The following is a 17,693-nucleotide window of genomic DNA, read 5'->3' on the forward strand; positions in this document are numbered from 1 at the left end:
CACAGACCAGCGCGGCCCCCTCATCGGTGATCGCTTTACAAATGATCACTTTTGTCTAGACAACGGACATTGTCTCGGTTAATGTCTAGTGCTGTACGTCACAGTCCAGCCCAGACAGGAGTGCGCATGAGTACCGCACCGACCCCATCCACCGCGGACGACTCACACGTCGAGTGGAAGGACCGCAAACGCCATCTGTGGCTGCTCGGCCTCATTCCGCCGACGTCGATCTTTCTCGCGATGGCTCTCGTCGCCGGCTTCAACGCGATCGGTCACGGCTTTGACGTCGTGTCGCCGGTGTGGTGGTGGATCGGACCGATACTGGTCTATGTCCTGCTCCCCATCCTCGACGTCTTCTTCGGGCCGGACGGATCGAATCCGCCCGAGGAGTTGATGGAGCAGTTGGAGAACGACAAGTACTACCGCTACTGCACCTACGTCTACATCCCGTTCCAGATCGGGAGCCTCGTGATGGCCTGCTACCTATGGACGGCCGACGATCTCAGCTGGCTCGGCATCGACGGCGGGCTCGGTCTCGCATCGAAGATCGGGCTGGCACTGTCGATCGGGGCGATGGGCGGGATCGGGATCAACACCGCCCACGAACTGGGCCACAAGAAGGACGACCTCGAACGTTGGCTATCGAAGATCACTCTCGCGCAGACCTTCTACGGCCACTTCTACATCGAGCACAACCGCGGGCACCACGTGCGGGTCGCGACGCCCGATGACCCGGCGAGTTCGCGCTTCGGAGAGTCGTTCTGGCGCTTCCTTCCCCGTAGCGTCTGGGGGAGCCTGAAGTCCTCGGTCGAACTGGAGCGCAAGCGACTCGAACGTGCGGGCACACCGTTCTGGCATCCGAGCAACGACGTCCTCAACGCCTGGGCGATGTCGATCGTCCTGTGGGGGGCGCTCACCGCGATCTTCGGCTGGGAGATCCTGCCGTTCCTGGTGATCCAAGCCGTCTACGGTTTCTCGCTGCTGGAGACCGTGAACTACCTCGAGCACTATGGCCTGCTCCGCCAGAAGACGTCGACCGGACGCTACGAACGATGCACGCCCGAACACAGCTGGAACTCCGATCACATCTGCACGAACATCTTCTTGTATCACCTACAGCGCCACAGTGATCACCACGCGAACCCCACCCGGCGGTACCAGACCCTGCGCAGCTTCGACGGCGCCCCGAACCTGCCGAGCGGGTACGCGAGCATGATCACCCTCGCCTATTTCCCGCCGATCTGGCGGCGGGTGATGGACAACCGTGTGCTCGACCATTACGACGGTGACGTCGAACGCATCAACATCGCACCGCATCGCCGTGAGCGCGTCCTCGCCGAGCACGGGGTGTCGCCGCGATGAGCACATTCCACTGCCCGGTCTGCGACTACGTCTACGACGAGTCCGCCGGGGCTCCCCGTGAGGGATTCCCACCCGGCACCGCATGGGCCACCGTTCCCGACGACTGGCCATGTCCTGACTGCGGCGTCCGGGAGAAGATCGATTTCCTCGGCGCCGGGAGCGAAGCGAACGGGCCGGACAATTCCAGCGACAGGAACTCGGTGCGATGAATTTCAAGCTCTTCCGCTGTGAGGTCTGCGGTTTCGAATACGACGAGGAACTCGGTTGGCCGGAGGACGGCATCGAGCCCGGCACCCGGTGGGCCGACATCCCCGACGACTGGAGCTGCCCGGACTGCGGTGCCGCGAAGGCCGACTTCGAGATGATCGAGGTGGCCCGGCCGTGAGCGCCGGCGCCACCGGGGACGGGTCGGTGGTGATCGTCGGCACCGGTGTCGCCGGCATCACCGCCGCGGAGACGCTGCGGAGCCATGGTTTCGATGGGACGATCACCGTGCTCGGGGAGGAGCCCCAGCTCCCCTACCGTCGGACGGCTCTGAGCAAGAATCTCGTCGTCGGCGACCTGTCTGATGCCAAGATCACGCTTCGTCCGCCCGGGTACTGGTCGGAGCGGGGTATCGACATCGTGACCTCGACGCGAGTGACCGACGTCGACACCTCGTCGCGCAGGGTCTGTGTCGCCGACACCACCGAGGTCTCCTACGACGCGCTGGTTCTGGCAACCGGAGGCCGGGCTCGTCGGTTGCCTGCCGACTCGTCATCCGCCTGCTCGCCCCACTCCCTCCGTACCCGGCGCGATGCGGAGCAATTGCGAGACGCTATCGCGGACGGACCTGTGATCATCGTCGGCGGCGGACTCATCGGACTGGAGATCGCCGCTGCTGTGGCGACGACCGGCGAGGGCTCGCGCGTCACCGTTGTCGAGCGCGGCGAGTCCCTGCTGTCTCGCGTCGTCCCGGAGACGGTGGCCGACGCGGTGGCGACCCTGCATCGTGAGCGCGGTGTGCGGATCATCACCGGCGCGGCGCCCACCGCAGCCGGTCCACAAATGGTGACGCTGTCCGACGGGCAGACGTTGACAGGCACGGTGATCAGCGCGATCGGTATGGAGCCCGATCTCGAGTTGGCCCGCCGCGCAGGACTTCCCGTCGATCCGGCGGGGATCATCGTCGACGACTCGCTGCGAACGGGAGTCCCTCGTGTCTACGCGGCGGGCGACGTCGCGGCACGTCCGCACCCGTTGACGGGGGCACCGATGCGCGCCGAGCAGTGGCTCACGGCGACCGAGCACGGCAGACTGGTCGCCATGACGATCGCCGCCGACCTCGGGCTGGACATGGGCACCGCCGCCCCGGTACCGCGTGTACCGCTGGCCTGGACGATGCAGTACGCCGCCAACATCCAGATCGTCGGGTGGCCGGCCGCGGGAGAGCGAATCGACGTCGAGCTCGATGGTTCCAGCTCTGTCGTGAGGTCTTTCGCCGGCGATCGGCTCGTCGGCGCGGTCTGCATGGGACGGGGCGGCTCCGGGCGAGCCCTGCGCACCGAGATCGAGGCCGCACTCCAGCCGGCCGGCGTCGGCAGATGACGGCGCGCAACTATGCGCAGGACAGCAAAGCGCTGCTGCGCAACTCACTGCTCGACGGACTGCACGACCTCTTGCTGGACCGGGACTGGGCAGCGGTGCGCATGTCCGACGTCGCCGCCGCCACGGGGGTCAGCCGCCAGACCGTCTACAACGAGTTCGGGTCCCGTTACGGACTCGCGCAGAGCTACGCGGTACGACTGGCCGGTCGTTTCGCCGGTCACGTCGCGGATTCGCTGGCAGGTTGCGTCGACGATGTCACCGGTGCCCTGCACAAGGGTTTCGGTGAGTACTTCGCCGGGGTCGCCACCGATCCACTGATCGCCTCGCTGCTGTCCGGCGAGGCCAAACCCGACCTGATGAAGCTGATCACCACCGACGCCGCCCCGATCATCACCACGGCAGCCGACCGATTGGCCGATGCCTTTCGCGAGTCCACCTGGCTGTCGATGCCGGAGTCCGATGTCGTGCGGATCTCGCGTGCGATCACCAGGATGGCACTCAGCTACATCGCGATGCCTCCCGAAGGCGATCGCGACGTCGCCTCCGACCTCGCCGAGATCATCGCCCCGGCCATCGAGGTGGCCCGGACACGCGTGTGACGATCAGCGCCGCAGCAGGTTTCGCGTACCGCGACGGATGACCGCGCGATAGATCCGGTCGATGGTGCCGACTCGCGCGTCCTCGGGGTCCACGAGTTCGTTCTCCGCGATGAGCGACTCCTCGCCGTCGATCGTCTCGCGGTCGAACGCCTCGAGTGACCGGCCCGGCCCGGTCAGTCGATCGATGGCCTCGACGAGAGAATCCCCCTGTGTCACCGCATCGTCGAACGCATCGTGGTCGACGCCCAGATGCTCCGACAGCAATCGTGTACGCATGGACAGGATGGTCTCCCGCAGAGTCCGATCTGCCGGGTCGTGCGGATCGGCTTCGATCGCGACGTCGCACTCACTGTCGAATCCGAGCGACCGGTTGTTGAGGTTCGAGGACCCGATGCGCAGGAGGACGTCGTCGACGATCAGCACCTTGGCGTGCACATAGATCGGGTCACCTTCGGCGGTCACCGGGTAGTACGCGCGGAATCGGTCGAACTTGTCGGCGCGCCAGAGGAGTTGCAGTAGTTTGTGCCGGGCGCCGTCCATGGCGAGTCGTTCCACCGGGCTGTCCGCGTTCCGGGGCAGCACCAGGACGATCTCGGGTCCGTCGGGCTCGGCGAGTCGTTCCGCCAGGGCTTCCGCGACCTCCCGGGCCGCCAGATACTGGCTCTCGATGTAGATCGTCCGGCGGGCCGCGGCGAAAGCCGCGCGGTACAGCAACCGGATCTCCTCGACCTGGGGGCGGTCGTCGTACTGCGGGATCGTCCGCGCCACCGCGACGTCGCAGTCGGTGAACGTCACGGCGAGGTCCGTCGGCCAGATGTCGGGCCCCTCGGTGTCGACGAGTGGTTTGAGGCATTCGCCGGTGGCGGCTTCCCACCGGTCGAGCGCGACGGTGGCGACCATGCGCGCGGCGTCACCATCCAGCGCGACAGTGACATCGTGCCACGGTCCGTGCGGCCGTCCATCAGGATCTCGACGGAACTCGTTGTGCGACAAGTGGTCGGATGTGTCCCAACGGTCCACTGTCATGTCTATGCCGCCGCAGAAGGCGAACTGGTCGTCGATGACCGCGATCTTCTGGTGATGGGCCGCGGACACCGGGTGGGCGGCGTCGATCCGGTAGTGCAGTCGACGACCGGTGAGCAGGTCCTGGACGAAGGGGGGCGCGACCCCGCGCAGAATCCCGGTGAACGCGCCGGTGCTCCAGCGCAGGACGTGGATTTCCAGTTCGGGACGGTTGTCGATGAGCCACCGCAGGAAGTCACCGAGCACATCGGGGACCTCGTCGTCGGCGGTCCGGGGATCGAGCCTGATGCGGGTGTCCACGTCCCAGCCGATGAGAACGACTCGTTGCCGGGCCTGCAGCAGCGCCGACTTCGCGTGCAGGAAGTAGTCCGCGGCGTCGACGATGCACGCGACGCGGTCTGCGGTCGCGATCTCCCGGCACGTGTCCCCGGCACGCAGGATCGCTTCGTGAGCTGACTCGTCCACCGCGTTCTCTCCTCGAATTGCCTCGGCCCCCGACCGGCGCCCCTGTGGACCGGCGCCCATGGTGGACCGGCGCCCATTGTGCCAAGGCCATATCGGGGCCGTGCGGGCGAGGCCGGGGGTCGGGGCCGGCGGCGGGCTCGGCGCGCCGGCGATCCCTACACTCGTCGAGGTGAGCGCCGATACGACTGCCGACCGATCCGAGGACACGGCTGCGCGCACCCGCCCGGCGCTCCGGCGCGGTCGGCGGTTGGCGATCGCCGCAGCGCTGGTCGTGGTCGTCGTCGCAGGCGCAGGCCTCGTCGTCTGGCGGACCGTACCCGAACGATGGCTGCCCTGGGACACAGCCGAGTTCCCGCAGGTCGACGCATCCGAGCTCACGCCGGGTCAGCTGCGGATCGTCGACGCGGTACGCCACGAACACGCCGCGCAGCGCCCGGGGACGTTCTTCTCCGAGGGCACCGACGAGCCGTGGTGTGCCAATTTCGTGAGCTGGATCATGCGTTCCGCGGGTCGCCCGCTGGTCAACCCCCACTCCGGTCACTGGCGCATCCCCGGCGTGTACACGCTCCAGGAGTACTACGAGGACGCGGACCGGTTCGAGACCGTCGGCGACTACACGCCCCGGGTGGGCGACGTCGTGCTCTATGACCGTTCGTCGGGATTCGGCCAGCACACCAACATCGTCGTGGCGGTCGACGGAGACACCGCTGTCACCGTGGGCGGCAACGAGATGGGCCGTATCCGGGTCCACTCGCTGGACTGGAGATCCGACGGCGGTGTCGTCGGCTTCGGACGCGGCGTGCCGGGGTGACGGACTTCACCGGGTTCACCGACGCTGCCCTCGACTTCTACGACGACCTGGAGATCGACAACTCGAAGGCGTTCTGGGAAGACCACAAGGAGATCTACCGTTCCGCGGTCGCCGAGCCCATGCGGGCCCTGACCGACGCGCTGGCCGACGAGTTCGGCCCGGCCAAGATCTTCCGACCGTACCGCGATGTCCGATTCTCGAAGGACAAGACGCCATACAAGACCCACCAGGGCGCGTTTGTCGCCGTGGCCCCGGCTACCGGTTACTACGTCCAGATCGGCGCACCGGGAGTCCGCGTCGGCGCCGGCTTCTACGAGGCCTCCGCCGCCCGGCTCGCCGAGGTGCGCAAGTCGATCGATCACGACCGCAGCGGACCCGAACTCGAGCGCCTTCTCCGGCGGCTCACAACGGACGGCTGGGAGGTGGCCGGAGATCGGCTCAAGACCGCGCCCCGCGGATACGATGTCGCCCATCCGCGCATCGAACTGCTGCGCCACCGATCGCTGTCGGTGGGCCGGGACTACGGGTTCGACGAGATCATCCATTCTGTGCAACTCGTGGACCGTATCCGCCGGGACTGGCGGGCGACCGTGCCCTTGATCGAGTGGATCGCGCTCCGCACCGGTAGCTGACTTCGGGCGGCGAAGCGCGTCCGCACTGGTCCACCCGGACCAATTCACGACGAGTTCTCCGGTTTGGCGCGCGCGCGTGGACGGAGCCGGGTGATACTTGCGCCGACCGCGTCCGAGACGACTCCGAGCACCTCGGGCGATCACGAACACCCGGGCGGGCGGCCGATGACGACCCTTTCCGACGGCATCGCCGCCGAGCTCGACGACGCGCTGGCGGGACGCGTGCATTCACCCGGATCACCCGGTTATCGGGAGTCGCTGTCCCGCATCTTCTTTCCCGACGCCTCCCGACGTGAACCGCCCTGTGTGGTGCACCCCAGGAACACCTCAGACGTGGCAACGGCGATGCGGATCGTCTCGGCCGGCGGCGGCCGAATCACCGTCCGCGGTGGCGGACTCAGCTCCAACTGCGTCGACGAATCCGCCGTCTTGCTGGATCTGTCCGTGCACCTCACCGGGGTCGATGCCGGCGACGGCATCGTCCGGGTCCAGGGTGGTGCGACCGTCGGTTCGGTGCTCGACGCGCTAGCCGGGTCCGGGCGGGTCATCCCGGTGGGGATCGTCGGTCTGGCCGGATTCGGTCTGGTCGCACGCGGTGGCGTCGGATACCTCACGCGGAGCGTCGGACTCACGCTCGATCACCTGGTCGAAGTCGAGCTGGTCCGGCCCGATGGCGAGGTGATCCGGCTCGACGAGGACAGCACCGGCATCGAAGCAGACCTGTGGTGGGCGGTGCGCGGATGCGCACCGAGCTTCGGTGTCCTCACCTCCGCGGTGCTCCGAACCGTGTCGCAGGGCCCGGTTCATGTCGACCGAGCGGTCGTCGAACTGGATGCGCTGGCCGAGTATTTCGCGATCGCCCCCACGCTCCCCCGACATTCGACGATGGGCGCGGTCCTGGGGTTCGGCGACGATCACGAACCCGCGTTCCTCGTCTACACCGCGTGCCGCAGCTCTCGGGAGGCCGATCTCGCCGAGGCTCGCGAGGCCACCGACGCCGTGGTGGCCGGCTCGGATCGTGCGCCGCGCTTCCGGTCGCAGAACGCGGGTCGCTATCTGAGTGAGTTGCCGGAGTTCGCACTCCCCGGACCGGGCGGCACCGACCCGCCGCCGATCCGGGCTCCCGGACCCGACGCATCGTCGAACGGTGACCACTTCTTCGGGAAGTCGGTGTTCGTCGGCCCGACGCTCGGCTCCGGCGTGGCCGACGGGTTGCGTCGCGCAATCACCGCCGCACCGACCCGTGCGTGCCGAATCGACTTCCAGCACACCGGCGGCGCCCTCGCCGACGTCGACGACTCCAGCACGTCCTTCTGGGGTCGCCGTGGCGAATGGAACGTCCCCCTGAACGCGATCTGGTCCGATGACGCCGTCACCGAACAATGCGAGGCCTGGGCACGCGACACCCTCGACGTACTGGCCGCGGACACGATCGGTGTCTACAGCGTCGAACTGCGACCTGGGTTCGCCGAGACAGACCGGGAGATCGAGGCGGCGTTCGGCGGTAACCTCGCCCGCCTCCGGGACCTGCGGGGCCGCATCGACCCCGGTCGGGTCCTGGGCGTCCACCCGCTCTGACCGCCCATCCCGCCCAGACCACGCCGGAGGACCCATGACCGACGAGATGTCCCGCCCCGACACCGGGCGGCAGGCCGGAGCCCCCGAGGGGGCCGCGACACTCATCATCGGACAACGCGTCCACGCGGGTATGGACGACCGCTACCGCGAGTGGTACCGCAAGATCGAGACAGCTGCCGCCGGGTTTCCCGGTTTCGTCGGGTCGAAGCTCCGGGCTCCCGATCCCCGCCAACCCGACTGGACGGCCATCTACGGGTTCGACTCGGTCGGCCATCTCCAAGACTGGCTCAACAGCGCCGCTCGACTCGACCTCGTCGACGAAGGCAAACCTCTCTTCGATGGTCCGGCCACCGCCCAGGTCCTGGCACCGGGAACCACCGAGCCGGAAACCCTGGTCACCGTGGTGGTCTCGCACCGAGTGGCCGAGTCCAGGGTCGACGACTTCCTGGCGTGGCAGCGGCAGATCGACGACGTCGAGCACCGCTTTCCGGGCTTTCGCGGAACCGAGTTGTTCCGGCCGATCGCCGGGGTCCAGGACGAGTGGACGATCTCCTACCGCTTCGACACCGCCGAGCACCTCGACGCCTGGCTGACCTCCGGTGAGCGGGCCCAGTTGCTGGCCGAGGCCGAGGACTTCGGCGATTTCACACTCCGCCGGATCGACCACTCGTTCGGCAACTGGTTCTCCCACGGCGAGGACGACGCGCCGCCGCCCTCGAATTTCAAGACCTCCGTGGCGGTCTGGGTCGGCCTCTACCCCACCGTCGTGTTCCTCACCCTGATGACCGCACCGCTGGGAATGCCGCTGTGGCTGGGCATGCTGGTCGGAAACCTGTTGTCCAGCTTCGCGATGAGTTACCTCACGATGCCGTACTACGTGAACCGGGTGCTCGGATGGTGGCTGCAACCGAGATCGAGTGCGCCGCAACCACGGACCAACCTCCGGGGAGCGCTGTTCATCATCGCACTGAACGCGGCCTGGGTCGCGATCTTCTACCTGATCACGGTCCAGTTCTGGACACTGCCGTGAGTGTGTGGCGATGAGCACGGGTATCGCCGGGCCCCACACCGGACGGGTCGTGGGCATCCTGCTGTGCGTGGTGCCGCTCAGCCAGGTCCCGCTCGACATCTACACACCCGCGATGCCCGAGATGGTGACCGACCTGTCGTCCACCTCGGCAGCCGTGCAGTCCACCGTCACGGCCTACATGCTGGGTCTCGCGGTGGGTTTCATCCCCGTCGGCGTCCTCGCCGACGCGTGGGGACGTAAGCGCGTCCTGTCGGTGTGCATCGGTGTGGTGATCGCCGCGAGCCTCTGCTGTGCGGCCGCGACAACCGTGCCGCAGCTCCTCGGAGCCCGCTTCGTCCAGGGACTGGGTGCATGCGCATGTATGGTCCTGAGCTACGCCATCGCCGCGGACTGCTTTCGCGGAAAGAAGCTGACCTCGGTGTCCGGACTGCTCGGCGCCGCCTGGGGTCTCGCACCGGTCATCGCGCCGGCGGTCGGCGGTGTCCTTGCCCAGTTCCTTTCCTGGCGACTCATCTTCGTTCTGATCGCGATCATGACCGCCCTCGTCGGAATCCTGGTCGTCGTGGCACTGCCCGAAACGCTGGCAACGGCCGACCGGGTGCCGGTGTCCGTGCGCGACACCTGGCGGAGTTCCGGCTCGATCGTGACCCACCCCGTCTTCGTCTGTTTCGTCGTGGTCTTCGGGCTGATGGCGGCCGCCCAGCTCGCCTTCGGTGTCGCGGGCCCGTTCCTGTATCAGTCGACGCTCGGGTTCGCGCCGGCCGCCTACGGTGTCATCGCCTTGTGCGTGGGCGCCGCGAACCTCACCGGCGAGCTCGCGTGCAGCTACTTGGCCACCCGCACGACGACCCGACGCCTCGCGTACGGCGCGTTCGCCCTGTTCGGGGCGGGTACCACGGTGATTCTCGCGTCGGCACTCACGATCGGCTCCAACGCGTGGGCCCTCACGATCGGCGCTGGGCTCGCACTGGCCGGATGCGGCATCCTGTGCCCTCAGATGTACGGCCTCGCAATGGGATTGTTCACCAAGAACCTCGGACTGGTCGGCGGGATCGCGACCGCCGCGTCCTATCTGATCGTCTCGGTCGCACTCACCCTGGTGGGTGCCCTCCCCGAGACGTCGCCGGCGCCCCTGGGCTGGCTGTACGCCGGGTGCGGGCTGATCGGGGTCCTGCTCCTCGGATGGGCGACATCGAGCCGACGTCACCGCGAGTACCCACCAGCCCGGAACTCACCGAGAACAACTGACCCACAGCGAGTCTGATCACCGACAACCAGCACCGACCGCACGCACACCAACCGAGGAGTACCGATGACCGACACCGTCCACCACGGGCACATCTTCCATCTGGCCGGCAGTCCCACGATCACCGAGGCGGTCGACGCGCTGGTGTCGATCCCCGACGGCGCGCTGGTGGTCGGCGAGGACGGCACGATCAAGTTCGCCGGCGAAAAAGCCGACCTCCCAGCCGAATTCGACTCGGCGGAGTCGCACGACCATCCGAATGGCTATCTCATACCGGGCTTCGTCGACACCCACATCCACTTCCCACAGACCTACGCCGGAGACTCCTACGGCGGTGGGCAGCTGCTCGAATGGCTCAACCTCTGCATCTTCCCGTCGGAATCCAAGTTCGCCGACCCCGAATTCGCCCAGGCCGCGGCGGTCGAGTTCACCAGGAGACGGGTCGCTGCGGGTACCACCGCGATGATGGTGTTCGGGTCCGCATTCCCTCATGCCCAGGACTCCCTGTTCTCCGAAACCCGGAAGGCCGGGCTCCGTATCGTGGCCGGTCGCGGTATCCAGACCGTCGGCGGCGACACCGCCAAGCCGCTCCTGACCTCGGAGGAGGAGGCGATCAGCCTGACGCGCGCCGAGATCGACAAGTGGCACGCCGCCGACACCGGCGACTTCCGGACCGCGCTGCTCCACGTCGCGATCGTGCCGCGATTCTCCCTGTCGGTGACCACCGAGACGCTGAAGAACCTCGGCGACCTGTACGACGAGTACCGCGACCAGGGCGTCTACGTCCACAGCCATCTGAACGAGAACAATCGCCCCGGCACCGGCGAGGTGGACACCACCAAGGAGGTCTACCAGGTCGACTCCTACCTCGACACCTATGACGGCAAGTTCCTACCCGGGTCCCAGGTCGGCGGCAAGAGCCTGCTCGGCCCGCGGACCATCCTGGCGCACTGCGTGCACTGCCAGGATGCGGAGCTGGCACGAATGGCGGAGACCGGCACGTCGATCTCGCACTGTCCGGTCTCGCAGTTGTTCCTCGGATCGGGCACGATGCCGTGGAAGCGTACCGTCGCGGCAGGCGTGAACATCTCCGCCGGAACCGATTTCGGCGGTGGTGACGAGTGGTTGATCCCGCGCGTCCTCGGCGACGCCTTCAAACAACACATCACCGAACCCGGAGACGACGGCGTGTCTATGCACCCGGCCGAGATGCTGTTCATCGGGACTGTCGGCGGCGCTCGCGCCCTCGACATGGAGAACCGCTTCGGCAACTTCGACCAGGGCAAGGAAGCCGACTTCCTCGTCATCGAGCCGGTGGATGCGTTGAAGTCCACGCTCGACAACGCCGTCCGCTCAGACGATCCCGATCTCGCCCGCGACCAGACTCTGTTCGGCCTGCTGATGGGCCTGCGGGAATCATCCATCGCCGAGGTCTACGTCCAGGGGCGTCGGGTCACCGTCTGACCGGCGGGCCCGACCGGACGACCTCGCAGGATACGACGATCGTCACCGCACCAGGCGCCACCGGCGGCAACACCGCGATCATCGCGGTGTCCGTGTTCCACGCCGGTCCCGCCGAGGAGTTCCAGGAGTGGGCGGCGACGCTGGCCGCGTCGGCCACCGACTCCGAAGGCTGCCTGGGAGTCGAGATCTCGGCGGTGGCCGGCGGGCATTTCGACCCGGCGATCGCGACCACATTCGTCGACGAAACGGCACTGGACCGGTGGCTCGACAGTCCGCGCCACCACGCGGCGCTCGACGCCGGACGAGCACACGGCTGGTTCCCGGCGGCGCCTGTGCTCGAGCTCGTCGACGGCCAGTCGCCACCGCCGGGTGTCGGCGCGTTCCGTCACGACATCGCGGCGGGGGCGGTCGGCGATTTCGTCGCCGCGCAACATGTGCTGACCGATGCGGCAAGCGACTTCGGCGGCTACGAGGGCACCGCACTGTTCGTCGACGAACAGCGTGAGACGTCGCTGTCGGTGTTGCGGTTCCGCACCGACCGGCAACTCGCGGCCTGGGTGTCGTCGAGCCGACGCAGCGAAGCGCTCGCCGGACTGCGGTCGAGTCTGACCCACGACTTCGAGACGATGGCAAGCACCACCGCGTTCGGTACCACCGTGCGCACCGACCGCGGTCGAATACTGCAGACGCCGAACTGGAAGTCGGCGATGATGGTGCTGTTGGTCCTGTACCCCACGGTGATGACTCTGTCGCGGTTCCTCGGCCCGACCCTCGACCGCCTCGGCGCAGAGCCGTGGCTGGCCTTGTGGCTGAGTCAGGTCGTCAGCGTCTCCCTCATGCAGTGGTGGCTGATGCCGTGGGCGTCACGCCCGTTCCGGCGATGGCTCGATCCCGTCGACGGGAACAACTGGCGCAGCAACATCGCCGGGGCGGGCGCCGTGCTGCTCATCTACCTCCTGTGCCTGACGGTGTTCGCCAACGTGACGTGGCTGCAGTTCTGGGATTATGCCGACGCCTGAGCGGTGTCACGCCCGAGCCGTGTTCACCCGACGACCCCGTCGACGTAGACCCAGCGGCCGTCGGATCGCGTGAATCGGCTGCGCTCGTGCAGGAATCCGCGTTCCGCGCCGCGTCGGTAATAGGCGGTGAAAGTGACCTCTCCATCGGCGTCGAACGGCGACCCGGCCTGCGTCGAATCGATGTCGAGGCGGTACCAGCGCATCGACTCGTCCAGATCGAGGGTTGCGGGTCGGGTGTCGGGATGCCAGCTGACGAGCAGATGGTTGCGATCTCCGAGCGCGAAAGCGGTGAAACGCGAACGCATCAACGCCTCGGCGGTCGGGGCGGCACGCTCACCGGCCAGAACAGGTCCGCAGCAGTCGCCGAGGACGAGACCCGACAGACACGGGCATCTCTCGGAGACATCTCGGTTTACCGATTCACTGGTCACCTTTCGATCTTAGGGGTAGACAGGAGGAGCGGTCGGCCGCGCGCCGGGCCCGCCGCACCCAACGCCCGAAGGTTCTCACGATTGGAGCGATTCCCTTGTCGGACAACGTGTATCGAGTCATCGAAGTGGTCGGTTCCTCAGCCTCCGGCACCGACGACGCCATCCGGAACGCGATCACCCGCGCCTCTGCGACCGTCAATCATCTCGACTGGTTCGAGGTCACCGAGACCCGCGGCCACATCGAGGAAGGTCAGATCGCACACTTCCAGGTCACCCTGAAGGTCGGTTTCAAGCTCGAGGGATCCGGCGACGCGACGTAGTCGTCACAGCGGATCGTCACGGCGCGTTCCTCACGCCTCGGATTTCGTGGCCGTGAGAAACGCGCCGATCTGTGCGGCGACGGCCCGCGGGTCGTCGAGCATGGGCAGAACCGCCGCGCCCGGCATCGGCACGTAGCGTCCGCGTCGCAGCAGGTCGGCCAGCCGCGGCCCGTGGGCAGGCGGCATCACACGATTGTCGGGCGACCACAGCACGAGCACCTCACCGTCGAAGCCGGCCAGCGCCTCGGTACGGCGGACAAGTTCGGCGCCATCGAATTCGGTCGTCACATACTTCGTCACATCGCGGCGGATTCGTCGATCCGTCAGCACCGGATCGGTCCAGCGACGCATCTGCGCCGGGTCGACCGGGCCATTGACCATCCAGCCCCACAGCAGCGGCAGGCGTCGAAGCCAACCGATCCGCAACTGCCGTGCGGCCAGGGCGATCCCGCCGGGCAGGCGTACCGCGAGCGTCGCCATCTTCCCCGGCAGACCCGGGGGGAAGTTGTCGAACGCCTCGCACGGGAGGATGACCATCCGGCCGACTCGCCGGTCCAGGCCGAGCGCGGTCAGGAAGAGCGAGCCACCCCAGTCCGAATGGACGAGTGTCACGTCGTCGAGGTCGAGTGCGTCGAGTACATCGGCGACGAGTCGGACCATACCGTCCATCGACAGGTCGGCGTCTGCATCGAGGGCGACCCGATGCGATCCCAGCGGCAGGACCGGACGGATGTACCGGAATCCTCTGGGCAACAACGGGATCACCAGATCCCACACTTCATGATCCATCAGCAGGCCGTGGAGGAGCACAACCGGCGGCCCCGCGCCGTCGTCTGCGTACTCGACGACTCCGGCCGGTGTGTCGACGCGTTTCATCGTCGTCGGCCGAGTCCCGCTCGGCGCGTGGCTGGCGTATCTCATGGCGATCTCCTCCGGTGGGATGTCCGAGCGTGCAGGAGAGGCGGAGGCCTCTAGAACGATCACTCTAGAACAGATGCTCTAGGATGGCCAGGGTGAAGACCGATGAACGCATCGTGGTCGCGATGACCGAGCTGTTGCGCAGACAGGGATACGCCGCGACCGGGATCAAACAGGTCGTGGATGCCGCCGGCGCCCCGATCGGGTCCATCTATCACCACTTCAGCGGCGGGAAGCGGGATGTGGCCGCCGCCGCGCTGCGTCAGTCCGGCGCGGCGTACGGGGAACTCGTCGGGATGTTGCTCGCGCCTCACGACGACATCGCCGAGGGCATCGAGGCGGCCTTCGTCTCCGCCGCGGACACCATGGCCGACACCGGATGGCTCAACATGTGCCCTGTCGCGACCGTCGCCGGCGAGATAGCCGACACGGAGCCTGCACTGCGGACGGTGGCCGCCGAGGTGATCGACGCGTGGGTCGAACAGGGCACGGCACTGTATCTCAGCCGCGGGCTGACCGAACCGGACGCGCACGCATTGATCCTCGCGGTGGTGGCCTCCCTCGAAGGAGCTTTCATCCTCGCGCGCACGCAGCGGTCGACGGCCCCCGTCCTTGCTGCCGGGCGTGCGATGGGCGCATACGCTCGGGCACTGACCGCCCACCCCGAGACCAGCGGATCCACCACCGCCGCACCGGCCTGACCTCCACGTCCCCGGCCCGGCGCACTCCCGGGCGCGGTCCGCGTTCGCCATGCGGTCCCCCGCATCCGAACCTAGACTTCGGAAGACCATGACGCGCGACCACTTCCTATCCGGCCGGGGCTCCCGATGAGGTACACCCAGACGATCGCCGGCACGACCCACGAGTTCGACGGCCTCGTCGAACTCATGGCGAAGGCCACCCCACGCCGGTCCGGCGACGAACTGGCCGGCTGCGCTGCGGATTCCGATGCCGAACGTGCTGCTGCCGCATGGCAACTCGCCGACGTGCCGCTGAGCAGGTTCCTCGAGGAACCGCTGGTCCCCTACGAGTCCGATGAAGTGACCCGGCTGATCGTCGACACCCATGACCAGACAGCGTTCGCCGAGATCGCCCATCTGACGGTTGGCGGATTCCGGGACTGGCTGCTGGAGATCGCGACCCGTTCCGACGCCGGCGAACGTCTCGCCCGCATCGGTCCCGGACTCACTCCGGAGATGGTGGCGGCGGCGTCGAAGATCATGCGGAACCAGGACCTGATCCTGGTGGGCGCCGCGACAAAGGTCACGTCGGGCTTTCGCACCACCATCGGTCTGCCCGGCCGAATCGCGACGCGGCTGCAACCCAACCACCCCACCGACGACCCGCGGGGCATCGCCGCGGCGACCCTCGACGGCCTGCTCATGGGATGCGGCGACGCCGTCATCGGGATCAACCCGGCGTCGGACTCACCACGGGCGACCGCGGATCTCCTCCACATGCTCGACGACATCCGGCAGCGCTTCGAGATCCCGATGCAGTCCTGTGTCCTCTCGCACGTGACGACCACCGTCGACCTCATCGAGCAGGGTGTGCCCGTCGATCTCGTGTTCCAGTCGATCGCGGGTACCGAGGGCGCCAACACCGGATTCGGGGTGACGCTCGACATCCTGCGCGACGCCGACGAGGCAGGCCGGTCGCTACGCCGCGGAACCGTCGGCGACAACGTCATGTACCTCGAAACCGGCCAGGGCTCGGCACTTTCGGCAGGCGCACACCTGGGAACCGGCGGCAAGCCGGTCGACCAGCAGACCCTGGAGACGCGCGCATATGCGGTGGCCCGAGTGCTCAAACCGCTCCTGATCAACACCGTCGTCGGCTTCATCGGACCCGAGTATCTCTACGACGGCAAACAGATCATCCGCGCCGGACTGGAGGATCACTTCTGCGGCAAGCTCCTCGGGCTGCCGATGGGTGTCGATGTCTGCTACACCAATCACGCCGAGGCCGACCAGGACGACATGGACACGCTCCTCACGCTGCTCGGCGTGGCCGGTGCCGCGTTCGTCATCGCCGTGCCCGGAGCGGACGATGTGATGCTCGGCTATCAGAGCCTGTCGTTCCACGACGCGCTCTATGTTCGTGAGGCACTCGGACTGCGGCCGGCTCCCGAGTTCGAGTCCTGGCTGTCACGCCTGGGCATGACCGATGGCGCCGGCCGCATTCTGCCAGTGGATCCGGGCGAGTCCCCTCTTCAGTCGCTGACGGCCGGACGATGACGACGTCGCAGCCCTCACATGGGGACGGTCGGACGCAGCGGCCCGATCCCTGGGCCGAGCTGCGCCGGAGCACCCAGGCCCGGATCGGCCTCGGACGGTCGGGCAATTCGTTGCCGTCGCGGCGGGTCCTCGAATTCCAGGCCGCCCACGCCGCCGCCCGCGACGCCGTTCACGAGCCTCTCGACGTGGAGGCTCTCGAACGCTCGATCGGCGAACTCGAACTCGATCCACCGGTCGTGGTCACGAGTCGCGCGTCGACACGCAGCGAATACCTGCGCCGGCCCGATCTGGGCCGGCTGCCCGAGGATCTCTCGCCGGTCGAGCGCGCCGACGCCGAGATCGGGATCGTGCTGGCCGACGGACTGTCCCCCCGCGCGCTCACCGATCACGGCCAGGGGCTCGTCGCGGCACTTCTGCGACGGTTCGACGGCCGGTACTCCATCGCGCCGCCGGTGATCGCGACCGAGGCTCGCGTGGCTCTCGGCGATCACATCGGCGAAGCGCTGGGCGTCAGCACGCTCATCGTGATCATCGGTGAGCGGCCCGGTCTCTCGGTCGCCGACAGCCTGGGCATCTACCTCACCCATCTCCCCCGGCCCGGTCGTGCGGACTCGGATCGCAACTGCATCTCCAACATCCACCCGCCCGACGGTCTGCACTACGACGTCGCCGCACGGACGACCGCCGCGCTCATCGAGGGCGCCCGGCGACTCGGACGATCCGGGGTTGCACTGAAAGACATGTCGCGCACCGGAACACCCGACGGGATCGACAACGCGGAGGCACTCCCGCACGAGTCGTGAGCACCTCCGCGGTGACCGCGTCGCCCTGTGATCCTGAGACCCGGCAACATGCTCCCTCACGAGCGACCGAACCCGAAACCTTGCTCCCTGAGGTGCGAGCGAAGCCGCAACCTTGCTCCCTGAGGTGCGAGCGAAGCGAGCCACGAAGGGTCTCGCAACGTGTCTCAC

The 17,693-nt window shown here is 67.5% G+C and carries 19 protein-coding genes; 16 read left to right on the top strand and 3 right to left on the bottom strand.

Annotated features, from left to right (window positions below; translation table 11 throughout):
- The first annotated feature begins 126 nt into the window (after positions 1-126).
- From ACFW3F_RS18580 to ACFW3F_RS18600, 5 genes are read left to right on the top strand one after another with little or no spacing between them, the layout of a single operon-like run.
- On the top strand, positions 127-1,362 hold the full coding sequence (locus ACFW3F_RS18580) for an alkane 1-monooxygenase (RefSeq protein WP_388059942.1): 1,236 nt from the start codon (positions 127-129) through the stop codon (positions 1,360-1,362).
- Positions 1,359-1,571 carry a rubredoxin gene (locus ACFW3F_RS18585; protein WP_388059944.1) on the top strand — a complete coding sequence of 71 codons (213 nt, stop codon included), beginning with the start codon at positions 1,359-1,361 and terminating at the stop codon, positions 1,569-1,571. Before ACFW3F_RS18580 ends, ACFW3F_RS18585 begins: the two co-directional genes overlap by 4 nt.
- Positions 1,568-1,747: a rubredoxin gene (locus tag ACFW3F_RS18590; protein WP_010842361.1), complete on the top strand. Its 180-nt coding sequence runs from the start codon at positions 1,568-1,570 to the stop codon at positions 1,745-1,747. The genes ACFW3F_RS18585 and ACFW3F_RS18590 overlap by 4 nt, the downstream gene beginning before the upstream one ends.
- Entirely contained in the window at positions 1,744-2,949 is a 1,206-nt protein-coding gene (locus ACFW3F_RS18595; protein WP_388059946.1) for an NAD(P)/FAD-dependent oxidoreductase, read from the top strand. The genes ACFW3F_RS18590 and ACFW3F_RS18595 overlap by 4 nt, the downstream gene beginning before the upstream one ends.
- The gene (locus tag ACFW3F_RS18600) at positions 2,946-3,548 is read left to right on the top strand and encodes a TetR family transcriptional regulator (protein ID WP_388059948.1); all 603 of its coding nucleotides are present in this window, start codon (positions 2,946-2,948) and stop codon (positions 3,546-3,548) included. Before ACFW3F_RS18595 ends, ACFW3F_RS18600 begins: the two co-directional genes overlap by 4 nt.
- Positions 3,549-3,551: 3 nt before the next feature.
- On the opposite strand, the gene ACFW3F_RS18605 is transcribed toward ACFW3F_RS18600, so the two are convergent.
- Positions 3,552-5,036 carry a phospholipase D-like domain-containing protein gene (locus ACFW3F_RS18605; protein ID WP_388059950.1) on the bottom strand — a complete coding sequence of 495 codons (1,485 nt, stop codon included), beginning with the start codon at positions 5,034-5,036 and terminating at the stop codon, positions 3,552-3,554.
- Between the two features lie 169 nt (positions 5,037-5,205).
- Here ACFW3F_RS18605 and ACFW3F_RS18610 point away from each other — a divergent pair, with 169 nt between their 5' ends.
- The 7 genes from ACFW3F_RS18610 (at position 5,206) to ACFW3F_RS18640 (ending at position 12,816) form a co-directional block, all read left to right on the top strand.
- Positions 5,206-5,847: a CHAP domain-containing protein gene (locus ACFW3F_RS18610; RefSeq protein WP_388059952.1), complete on the top strand. Its 642-nt coding sequence runs from the start codon at positions 5,206-5,208 to the stop codon at positions 5,845-5,847.
- Positions 5,844-6,479: a DUF2461 domain-containing protein gene (locus ACFW3F_RS18615; RefSeq protein ID WP_388059954.1), complete on the top strand. Its 636-nt coding sequence runs from the start codon at positions 5,844-5,846 to the stop codon at positions 6,477-6,479. The genes ACFW3F_RS18610 and ACFW3F_RS18615 overlap by 4 nt, the downstream gene beginning before the upstream one ends.
- Positions 6,480-6,644: 165 nt before the next feature.
- On the top strand, positions 6,645-8,057 hold the full coding sequence (locus ACFW3F_RS18620; RefSeq protein WP_388059956.1) for an FAD-binding oxidoreductase: 1,413 nt from the start codon (positions 6,645-6,647) through the stop codon (positions 8,055-8,057).
- Positions 8,058-8,091: 34 nt separating this feature from the next.
- Complete coding sequence (locus ACFW3F_RS18625) at positions 8,092-9,087, top strand: antibiotic biosynthesis monooxygenase (RefSeq protein ID WP_388059958.1); 996 nt, start codon at positions 8,092-8,094, stop codon at positions 9,085-9,087.
- 10 nt (positions 9,088-9,097) lie between these two features.
- Complete coding sequence (locus tag ACFW3F_RS18630; RefSeq protein WP_388059960.1) at positions 9,098-10,351, top strand: multidrug effflux MFS transporter; 1,254 nt, start codon at positions 9,098-9,100, stop codon at positions 10,349-10,351.
- A gap of 48 nt (positions 10,352-10,399) precedes the next feature.
- Positions 10,400-11,797 carry an amidohydrolase family protein gene (locus tag ACFW3F_RS18635; protein WP_388059962.1) on the top strand — a complete coding sequence of 466 codons (1,398 nt, stop codon included), beginning with the start codon at positions 10,400-10,402 and terminating at the stop codon, positions 11,795-11,797.
- Positions 11,798-11,883: 86 nt separating this feature from the next.
- The gene (locus ACFW3F_RS18640; RefSeq protein ID WP_388059964.1) at positions 11,884-12,816 is read left to right on the top strand and encodes an antibiotic biosynthesis monooxygenase; all 933 of its coding nucleotides are present in this window, start codon (positions 11,884-11,886) and stop codon (positions 12,814-12,816) included.
- A gap of 23 nt (positions 12,817-12,839) precedes the next feature.
- Here ACFW3F_RS18640 and ACFW3F_RS18645 read toward each other — a convergent pair whose 3' ends face one another.
- The gene (locus tag ACFW3F_RS18645; RefSeq protein ID WP_388059966.1) at positions 12,840-13,247 is read right to left on the bottom strand and encodes a YchJ family protein; all 408 of its coding nucleotides are present in this window, start codon (positions 13,245-13,247) and stop codon (positions 12,840-12,842) included.
- 95 nt (positions 13,248-13,342) lie between these two features.
- On the opposite strand from ACFW3F_RS18645, the gene ACFW3F_RS18650 reads away from it, so the two are divergent.
- The gene (locus ACFW3F_RS18650) at positions 13,343-13,567 is read left to right on the top strand and encodes a dodecin (protein WP_388059968.1); all 225 of its coding nucleotides are present in this window, start codon (positions 13,343-13,345) and stop codon (positions 13,565-13,567) included.
- A gap of 30 nt (positions 13,568-13,597) precedes the next feature.
- Here the strand turns inward: ACFW3F_RS18650 and ACFW3F_RS18655 are convergent, their stop codons facing one another.
- Entirely contained in the window at positions 13,598-14,488 is an 891-nt protein-coding gene (locus tag ACFW3F_RS18655) for an alpha/beta fold hydrolase (RefSeq protein ID WP_388059970.1), read from the bottom strand.
- An 83-nt stretch (positions 14,489-14,571) separates the two neighbouring features.
- Between ACFW3F_RS18655 and ACFW3F_RS18660 the strand changes: the two genes are divergently transcribed.
- The 3 genes from ACFW3F_RS18660 to eutC all read left to right on the top strand — a co-directional run bounded on the left by ACFW3F_RS18660 (position 14,572) and on the right by eutC (position 17,525).
- Positions 14,572-15,186, top strand: a complete 615-nt coding sequence (locus ACFW3F_RS18660; RefSeq protein ID WP_388059972.1) for a TetR/AcrR family transcriptional regulator — start codon at positions 14,572-14,574, stop codon at positions 15,184-15,186.
- Positions 15,187-15,312: 126 nt separating this feature from the next.
- Positions 15,313-16,722 (top strand): ethanolamine ammonia-lyase subunit EutB, encoded by a 1,410-nt coding sequence (locus ACFW3F_RS18665; RefSeq protein ID WP_388059974.1) that lies wholly within the window; start codon positions 15,313-15,315, stop codon positions 16,720-16,722.
- Positions 16,719-17,525: an ethanolamine ammonia-lyase subunit EutC gene (gene eutC / locus ACFW3F_RS18670; RefSeq protein WP_388059976.1), complete on the top strand. Its 807-nt coding sequence runs from the start codon at positions 16,719-16,721 to the stop codon at positions 17,523-17,525. Before ACFW3F_RS18665 ends, eutC begins: the two co-directional genes overlap by 4 nt.
- The last annotated feature ends 168 nt before the right edge of the window (positions 17,526-17,693 follow it).

This window comes from Gordonia sp. NPDC058843 (genome assembly GCF_042743165.1).
In the GTDB taxonomy this organism is placed as follows: Bacteria; Actinomycetota; Actinomycetes; order Mycobacteriales; family Mycobacteriaceae; genus Gordonia.